The 7,923-nt window shown below is 68.6% G+C and carries 8 protein-coding genes and 2 pseudogenes; 4 read left to right on the forward strand and 6 right to left on the reverse strand.

Going from position 1 to position 7,923, the window contains the following annotated elements; all coding sequences use genetic code 11:
• Positions 1 to 449 precede the first annotated feature (449 nt).
• From ABZ079_RS36535 to ABZ079_RS36560, 6 genes are all read right to left on the reverse strand, one after another.
• Entirely contained in the window at positions 450 to 836 is a 387-nt protein-coding gene (locus ABZ079_RS36535; protein WP_356943748.1) for an STAS domain-containing protein, read from the reverse strand.
• Positions 836 to 2,320 (reverse strand): GAF domain-containing SpoIIE family protein phosphatase, encoded by a 1,485-nt coding sequence (locus tag ABZ079_RS36540; protein WP_356943749.1) that lies wholly within the window; start codon positions 2,318 to 2,320, stop codon positions 836 to 838. The genes ABZ079_RS36535 and ABZ079_RS36540 overlap by 1 nt, the downstream gene beginning before the upstream one ends.
• 324 nt (positions 2,321 to 2,644) lie before the next feature.
• Positions 2,645 to 3,118 carry a hypothetical protein gene (locus tag ABZ079_RS36545; protein ID WP_356943750.1) on the reverse strand — a complete coding sequence of 158 codons (474 nt, stop codon included), beginning with the start codon at positions 3,116 to 3,118 and terminating at the stop codon, positions 2,645 to 2,647.
• A gap of 117 nt (positions 3,119 to 3,235) precedes the next feature.
• Positions 3,236 to 3,670, reverse strand: a complete 435-nt coding sequence (locus ABZ079_RS36550) for a hypothetical protein (protein WP_356943751.1) — start codon at positions 3,668 to 3,670, stop codon at positions 3,236 to 3,238.
• Positions 3,603 to 4,310: a hypothetical protein gene (locus tag ABZ079_RS36555; protein WP_356943752.1), complete on the reverse strand. Its 708-nt coding sequence runs from the start codon at positions 4,308 to 4,310 to the stop codon at positions 3,603 to 3,605. Before ABZ079_RS36555 ends, ABZ079_RS36550 begins: the two co-directional genes overlap by 68 nt.
• Positions 4,311 to 4,333: 23 nt before the next feature.
• Positions 4,334 to 4,708 carry a hypothetical protein gene (locus ABZ079_RS36560; RefSeq protein WP_356943753.1) on the reverse strand — a complete coding sequence of 125 codons (375 nt, stop codon included), beginning with the start codon at positions 4,706 to 4,708 and terminating at the stop codon, positions 4,334 to 4,336.
• A 203-nt stretch (positions 4,709 to 4,911) separates the two neighbouring features.
• Between ABZ079_RS36560 and ABZ079_RS36565 the strand changes: the two are divergent.
• The 4 genes and pseudogenes from ABZ079_RS36565 to ABZ079_RS36580 form a co-directional block, all read left to right on the forward strand.
• Positions 4,912 to 5,322, forward strand: a pseudogene (locus ABZ079_RS36565) (transposase); the annotation flags it as partial.
• 253 nt (positions 5,323 to 5,575) lie between these two features.
• Positions 5,576 to 6,007: a GNAT family N-acetyltransferase gene (locus tag ABZ079_RS36570; RefSeq protein ID WP_356943754.1), complete on the forward strand. Its 432-nt coding sequence runs from the start codon at positions 5,576 to 5,578 to the stop codon at positions 6,005 to 6,007.
• 59 nt (positions 6,008 to 6,066) lie between these two features.
• Positions 6,067 to 7,134 carry a D-alanine--D-alanine ligase gene (locus ABZ079_RS36575; protein WP_356943755.1) on the forward strand — a complete coding sequence of 356 codons (1,068 nt, stop codon included), beginning with the start codon at positions 6,067 to 6,069 and terminating at the stop codon, positions 7,132 to 7,134.
• 281 nt (positions 7,135 to 7,415) lie between these two features.
• A pseudogene (locus tag ABZ079_RS36580) lies at positions 7,416 to 7,574 on the forward strand (extradiol dioxygenase); the annotation flags it as partial.
• Positions 7,575 to 7,923 lie beyond the last annotated feature (349 nt).

Genomic DNA, 7,923 nt, shown 5'->3' on the forward strand with positions numbered 1-7,923 from the left:
GCCGCAGGACCAGCAGACGGCGCACCGCCACTCCCCGCAACGCCCGAACCGACACAGCCGGCAAAGCCCCACTCGAATCACCACCCACCCCTTCCCGGGCCGGGCCCTGCACTCCCTGATCCACACCCCCGAGCACACCAACACCCCACCGGCCAGCGGATCAGAACTCACGAAACTGAGACCGCGTCACCCCTCATGCAATAACGCCCCGGGACAGCGATACCCCGCGGTTCTCTCACGCCCAGGACAGTGGCCCCACACCCCCTCAACCACCACTGACCAGCAGCAACACCCCCAGGCCCGCTGTCACTCACCCACTGTCCCGAAACCGAGAGATCGCACCAAGTACATACTGTTGCGACAAGTCGATTTCGGACTTCGCCTGCGGCATCCGGTCCGGCCGCATCGTGTCCGACCGGACGTCGACGTCCAGGATGACCAGAGGCTGCTTACCTGTTCGCGGAGGCGGGTGGACTGTCGGTCAAGGCGGCGACCGCGTCGGCGGCTGTGGCATGGACAGGCAGGAGTGAGTCGACGCCGGTCATGCTGAGCATGCGCATCAGGCGGTCGGGGACGGCGGCGAGGCTGAGTGAGCCGCCCGCTTCTTGGGCCGCGTGCCAGATGCCGATGATCGCGCTGAGACCGGCGGAGTCGCAGAAGCCGACCGGTGCCAGGTCCAAGACCAGGCGAGGGTTTCCTTGCTGGATGATCTCCAGGGCTCCGGAGCGCAGGGTGGGCGCGGTGTGCAGGTCCACATCCCCGACGATCGTGGCGAGGGCGAGGCCGGGGTGGGGGTGCTGGACGGTCAGGTGCAGTGTGTGGGTCACGTCGGTCATCACTCCTGGCCGAAGTGTTCGGGTGCGGCGGTGGTGTGGGCGGTGGCGGCGACGCCGGTGTCGGGTGCGGTTTCGGCGTCGGGCACGGACAGGGCCAGCAGGGCCACGTCGTCGCCGGCTCCATCGGGCATTGAGGCCAGCAACGTGACGGTGTCTTCGACCAGGGTGGTGGCGGTGAGAGGCCCGGTGCGCTGGTGGAGGAAGCCGGTCAGGCCGTCCTCGCCGAGCATCGTGCCCTGAGTGGTGCGGGCTTCGGTCAGCCCGTCGGTGTAGAGGAACAAGCCCTCCCCGGGGGCCAACAAGAAGGTGGACTCGGCGAAGAGTGCCTGAGGGAAGGCTCCGACGAGCATGCCGCCCTTGGGTCGGACCGCCTTGACCCATACCTCGCCGCTGTCGTCGGGGCGCACGTGGTAGGCCGGCGGGTGGCCGCCGGTGGCCACTGTGACGCTGAAACCGCCGTCCTCCCCGGGTGCCAGGAGGCCGAAGAGGGCGGTGCAAAAGCGGCTTCCGGCGGTGACGTCGGTGAGCAAGGCGGTGTTGAGCGTGCTCAGGACGGTGACCGGGTCCGGGTCGATCTGGGCCGCGGCGCGCAGGGTGTGGCGGGCCAGGGCGGTGACGGTCGCCGCCTCGGGGCCTTTGCCGCACACGTCACCGAGGAAGAACGCCCACCGGCTGCCGTCGACGGGGAAGACGTCGTAGAAGTCGCCGCCCACGTCGTGGACGGAGGCGGTGCGGTAGTGGCAGGCCAGCTCAAGGCCCGGCACGACGGGAAGTGCCGGGGGCAGCAGGGTGCGCTGGAGGGTGGAGGCGAACGCGGCAATGGCGGTCTTGTCCTTCTCCGCCTGTTCCCGCGCCGCTCGTTCCGCCTCGGCACGCGCTCGTTCCATCTCGGCCTGGCGGCTTTCCGCCTCCCGCCGCTGCTGCTCATTGCGTAGTGCGCGCAACGCCGACAGCCGCAGCTCCATCTCGTCCAGGACGATCGCGGCGAGGTCGGCCAGTGTGGCGGTGTCGTCCTCGGTGATGGAGCGCGGTTTGGTGTCCAGGACGTTGACCGTGCCCAGCCGGTGGCCGTCGGGGGTGATGATCGGTGCGGCAGCGTAGAAGCGCACACCCGTCTCCCCGGCGACCAGCGGATTGTCCGCCGCCACGGGATCACGAAGGGTGTCGGGAATGACTAGCGCGTCATCACGCAGAATCGCCGAGCCGCACAGGCCCGGATCGCGGCCGATCTCCTTGACACCCTCCAGGCCGTGTGCGGCCTTGAACCAGATGCGGTCGGTGTCCACGATCGTGACCGTGGCCACGGGGACATCGAAGAGGCGGGCGGCCATCGCCGCCACCCGGTCGAACGCGCCGTCGGGCGGAGTGTCGAGGATGTCGTAGCGGCGTACCGCTTCAATACGAGCCGCCTCCACATCCGGGTCCGGGACCAGCTCGGGGCGACGCCCAGAAGCCGGGTCGGTGGCCGAGGCCTGCTGGGTCATCGGCTTTCCTCTCCGTCGATGGGCCGCCGCGAGCGGCATGAACCGACGCAGCCTAGATCGAGTACACGTCCGAAAGCCAATGCCAGGGACGTGATCGCACTGCGCGGGCTGCTGTGGCCAGACCAATCCGTGACCCCACCCAGGCGGCGCCCGGCCCCGTTCGGCTAGAAGAGGGCAAGATCGACGAGGCCTGGCCCTGATCGAGGTCATGCCCCGCAACAGCGCGGCCAGAGCAGCTGCCTTCGAGGGCTCCAGTGCCCTCGAGGATGCGAAAGCGCCGACGCCCACGGACATCTGGGTGCCGGCGCGGTCAGCGGTCGGCCGTCAGCTCGCCATCATGGCCTGGAGGTCGCTGAGCGACAGCTCGTTCATGCCACGGTCCGCCGCCTTGCTCTGCGTCCACGCGAGGATCGCCGGGTGCGCATCCTCGTACTGGTCGGCGGGCTTGACCACGTCGGCCGGCTCTTCCGGCTTCAGCCGGGCCTCGAAGGCGCGGCGGCGAGCATTGGCCGCGCGGGTGAAGGTGGCAAGCCGTTCCAGGTTCTCCGGTGTGCGCAGCCACGTCGCCGGGTCGGTCGTACAGCCCTCCAGGTACTCCTCGGGCATCGCAGCCTGCTGATGGGCCTGAACGGCGGTGGCCCGCTGCGCCGGGGTGAGCACGGCGTCCCGGCCTGGATGGTCGACGGCGTGCGGCGGGTCTGACGCCTGATCGTGGTGGTCTTCCGTGTGCGCGGCGGCCGGGGCGTCGTCCCGTGCGGCGGCGTGCGGGGTACGGGCGGCGCGGATCGCGTTCTGCACGGCGAGGCTGGCGACCCGGGCCCGTTCGTACCGGCTCGACTCGCGGGGAGGCTTGCCGTCGGTGCCGGCGATCCGGGGCCTGGCGCACCAGTTCCCGCTTGGCGTTGGTCAGGGGCGTCATGGCGTGCCACCCCCGTTGGCGCCGACGCCCAGAGCGTGAGCGGCGATCTGCGCGTAGGTGGCTTCCCCGTCCCCGAGCCAGTTGCGGAACGCTTCCTCGAAGTCGTGGATCAGGTCGTCGGTGTACTCGAGGTAGGCGTAGGTGGTCACCGGGCTGGAGTGGCCCAGTCTGCGGCTCACGATCAGTAGCGGGTTGTAGCGGATGTGCCCGGTGAGGTAGGAGCGGTGCCGGCGCTGCCGCCTGGCGTGATCCGGTTCTTCCCCGTCCATCAGGTTCTCCAGGTAGGTCAGCAGCTGGAGTGCGTAGGTGTGGCGCAGGTCGTGGTAGCGCCAGCGCTTCGCGGGCAGGCGCGGAGTCGTCTCGTCAGCGAGGCCGACCATGCGGCGCCAGGCCGCGTGCCGGTAGCGCTTCCAGGAGTCGGCTCCGGGCATCAGCCCTCCGCGGCAGATGAAGACCGCCAGCGCTTCCAGCCCGAACTCGCCCTCGTGAACGGTGATGCGGCGCAAGTGGGCCGGCATCGCCCGAGATCGCGTACTCGCGTTCGACTCCCTGCAGCGTGCCCCGGACGCGCCTGTCGGCGTAGTCGATTCGTTTGACCACGAAGAGGTCGCGGTGCTTGCGGGCGAGTGTCCGCGCCGCCGCCCGGGCCAGCTCCGGACGTTCCAGCAGGCAGTAGGTGTCCACCGAGTCGATGGCGTCCTCGGGAACGTAGATTGGGCGGGCCTTGCCGTACTTCGCGCATGCCTGAACCGTGAACTCGGCGGCCGATCGAGCGACGTCTGGCCCGATGCCGAGCTCGGGGAGCAGCACGGTGGCCCACTCGCGCCAGCGCGAACCGGTGCCCAGAGCGAGAGCGGCACCAGCACGGCCGCGGTGCGGGGCCGACCCACGGAAGGAACGGTTGACCTGAGCGTCCGGAAGCTGTCCACCCAGCCCCACGTCGCGGAAGTACCGGTATTGCTCGAACGTCATGTGCCGGATGTCCATCCCCAGCCGCAGCCGCGGGCTGAGCGCGTTCCTGCCGCGAGCGGCCACACGCACCGGGCGTCGATCCAGGTGCCTGTTGTCCACCAGGAAGCCGTAGAACCGGTCGATCAGACCTGACTCCTTGCCCCAGGCCGCAGCCTCGATCGGCCGCCGCTGGTGCCTGGTGCGAAGCCTCTTGTGGCCACCAGGTCGGACTCGGTGGCACTCAGCGGATCCGCCCCGCGGCCGCTCTGATGCCTGTCCAACCGGGCGGTGATCCGGCCGTAGTCGCGCATCGTCGAGGCGTCCAAGTCGGCGTACGACAACGACCTGGCCCACGAGTTCAAGGGCTCGACCGGCAGCAAGGTCTCGTCGTCCAGGTAGATCGGAGTGCCATCCGAGATTCCTCGACGCTCCAGAAGCGCAGCCACCTCGGCGCCGGAGAGGACGTCGCTCTGCAGGTACCGCTCCACCACCGCCCGATCAACCGAGAACAGCTGCACCCGCCACTCCGCTCAGAAGAGATGAGAGACGAGATGTACCAGGCGCCGGCCGTCCGCAGAGCTGATCTTCACTGTCCCGAGGGATGGGTAATGAGACAGATCTGAAACGCCCCAAGAAGAGCAAGGGCCTCCCGGAGCGCGCCTCGTAGTGGCGGAAGCGGACGGCGACCAGACCGCCGGGCGGCCGGACCCGGTAGATGCCGTCCTTGCAGCGCAAGCGGTTCCGCAAGGACACCGTCCTGATCGTGGACGGCACCCTGGTGCCCACCCGCGACCACACCGTCGCCGAGCAGTCCAAGAACTACCGGTACTCCACCAACCACTAGGTCGTCGTCGACGCCGATACCCGCCTGGTCGTCGCCGTCGGCAGCCCACTGCCCGGCAGCCGCAACGGCTGCAAGGCATGGGAGCTGTCCGGTGCCAAGGACGCCGTCGGCCGCCGCTCCACGGTCATCGCCGACGACGGCTACCGGGGCACCGGCCTCGCCATCCCGCACCGCCGCGAACCCGGCCCGACCGAACTCCCGGCCTGAAAAGAAGACCACAACCGCTCCCACCGCAAGGTCCGCGCCCGCGTCGAGCACACCCGCCTGAAGACAAGGAAGATGCTCCGACCCGGCTTACCCCGGTCCACGGGTCTCGGACCTTTGAGTTCGCCCCCTTTTTAGCCCACACGTGAGCGGAGTCCAGAACCACGCGCGGGAGTCGATGATGGCCGTCCTCTGCGCTCTGCCGCGAGTCCAAGGGGGGACGCCTGGCCTGACGTGCCGTCACCGACCTCACCCGGCACGCCGCGAGAGCGTGTCCGCTTGGATCCACCAAGCAGTCGCTTGGAAAATCCAAGCGACATCGCTAGGCTGCCTCAGCATGATCACAAGCACGCAGGACGGCTACGAACTCTCCACGGACCCGGACCGCCTCGATGTCGGCTTGGTGCACCACTGGCTGTCGACCGACGCGTTCTGGGCGCTGGGCCGCAGTCGGGAAGCCGTCGAGCGGTCCGTACGCCACTCCCTCAACTTCGCCGTCCACGACCTCGTCGGTTCCCAGGTGGCCTATGCCCGTGTCGTCACCGACTGGACTACCTTCGCGTGGCTGTGTGACGTCTACGTCGCCCCCGCGCACCGCGGTAAGGGCCTCGGTACCTGGCTTTCCCGCGCCGCTCGCGACCACCTCGCCCCCTACCGCCTCAAGCGCATCCTGCTCTCCACACGCGACGCCCACGAGGTGTATGCGAGGGCAGGCTTCACGCCCTTCCCGAACCCTGAGCACCTGATGATCCTGAGTCCGGCGCAGTGATCCGACCTCCCAGTACATTCCGGCTGACCCGGAGGGCGAGAAAGGTGACGGAGCCCGGCATGCGTGTGGTGGTCCTGTGCGGCGGAGAGAGTTCGGAACGCGATGTCTCCTTGGCCTCGGGCTGGTCGGTGGCCCGGGCCCTGCTCGAACGTGGGCACGAGGTGGTGGTGGTCGACCCAGCCGCCGCAGTGCCGCTCCTGGCTGGTCCGCTGACACCTGGTGAAGCGGTCGAGCGATCCATGGTGGGCGAGCAGCCACCGCGGCCCTCGCAGCGGCGTCGGCTGCGAGAACGCATGCACGCCGCTCTGACCGCCGGCTTCGTCCTGGATCTGCTTCGGGATGCGGGGATGGTTTTCGTGGCGCTGCACGGCGGCTGGGGTGAGGATGGGCACGTGCAGGCGCTGCTGGAGATGGCCGGTGTGGGATTCACCGGTGCGGGCAGCGCGGCATGTACGGCGGCCTGGCACAAGGGGCGGTCCCAAGCCGTGCTGGGCGCTGCAGGTGTGCCGGTGCCCGAGCGGGCGCTGTGGCGGCCCGGAACGCGCGAGGCCCCGCGGGACGTGAAGCGGCTGGTGACGGCCGGACCCGTGGTGGCAAAGCCGGTTGCGGACGGTTCCAGTGTGGCGGTTCACAAGGTCGACTCGTTCCCGCGTCTCGTGCAGGTAGCCGCCGAGGTGCATGCCGGTGAGGGCGAACTGCTGGTGGAGCCCTTCCTTCCAGGGCGGGAGTTCACCGTCGGGGTGGTCGGCGACCAGGTACTCCCCGTGGTGGAGATCGAGCTGACCACACCGGTGTTCGACTACACCGCCAAATACCAGCCGGACGCGGTCTCGGAAGTCTGTCCAGCACGTATTCCCCATGCCCTCGCCACCCGCTTGCAGGACTTGGCACTGCGCGCGCACGAGGCCCTCGGGTTCGGCAGTGGCGCATACTCCCGTACCGACTTCCGCTGTGACGGCCATGGCGAGCCGATGTGCCTAGAAGTCAACGCCCTGCCCGGCCTGACGGCGACGAGCCTGCTGCCGCGCGCGGCGGCCGGCGCCGGCTGGTCCTATCCTCACCTGATCCAGCGCATCGTCGACCTTGCCCATCCGGCCCGGCTTCCATCGCCTGCCGTGCCGCGTTAACGCGGCCTCGACACCGGTAGGAGGCATTGGGCGCTGACAAGCGGTCATCCCAGTGCCGGTCAACCCAGACCCCCCACCCAAGTAACGCAACACATCGAGCAGTGAACCTCCGCCACTTTGACGTGGCTGGTCAGCGGGGCTTGACCTCGTTTCGAGGTGCTCGTGCTGGTCGTGGGCGGCAGTCTGTGTCGTAGATCGTCCGGTGCGGGGCGGTTTCGCCGATGAGTTTACCGTCCTCGAACGGTCTATCCAGCGACACGACCGTTCTCGACAGGAGTGCCATGTCCACCGTCCAGCCAGTGATCATCACAGCCCATCAGGAGGTTCTGGTCGGCTTCTATACGAAATTGTTCGGCGATGAGGAGATCTTCCGAGTACCGGCGGAAGGCCCGGCCTTCTACCTCGGCCTGCGCATCGGCGACACCGACCTCGGGCTGGTGACCCACCAGCGGGTACGACCAGGTCCTCAACGAGGTCGTGCATGTCGGCGTAGCTGTCGACCGAGAGGGGGGGGCGCGTTCGTCCGAGACCGGGAACGGCAGCCGCTGCGTGGTCATCCCCGCAGTCTCCCAGCGGCACGCCCCGGCCGGCAGCGGCTTTTCCCCCCGGCCGTCGCGCAGCGTGCCGGGACTGAGATTTCTCCCCACCGGAATGGGCGGAATGTCGCAGATTGCAGATCCAGACACCATCGTCATTACTGATCTTTTCGTTAGTTCAGTGGGTATGACGGGCTAGCTGGTGGGAGCCTGATGTTGTGTCTTTCAAGCCTTCGCCCGTTGTCTCCAGATC

Source organism: Streptomyces sp. NPDC006314 (assembly GCF_040613075.1).
Taxonomy (GTDB): domain Bacteria; phylum Actinomycetota; class Actinomycetes; order Streptomycetales; family Streptomycetaceae; genus Streptomyces.

Excerpts from the sequence above, each read along its gene's own strand:
- ABZ079_RS36535 (WP_356943748.1), bottom strand. The coding sequence starts at position 836 with ATGACCGACGTGACCCACACACTGCACCTGACCGTCCAGCACCCCCAC.
- ABZ079_RS36540 (WP_356943749.1), bottom strand. The coding sequence starts at position 2,320 with ATGACCCAGCAGGCCTCGGCCACCGACCCGGCTTCTGGGCGTCGCCCC.
- ABZ079_RS36550 (WP_356943751.1), bottom strand. The coding sequence starts at position 3,670 with ATGCCCGGAGCCGACTCCTGGAAGCGCTACCGGCACGCGGCCTGGCGC.
- ABZ079_RS36570 (WP_356943754.1), top strand. The coding sequence starts at position 5,576 with ATGATCACAAGCACGCAGGACGGCTACGAACTCTCCACGGACCCGGAC.
- ABZ079_RS36575 (WP_356943755.1), top strand. The coding sequence starts at position 6,067 with ATGCGTGTGGTGGTCCTGTGCGGCGGAGAGAGTTCGGAACGCGATGTC.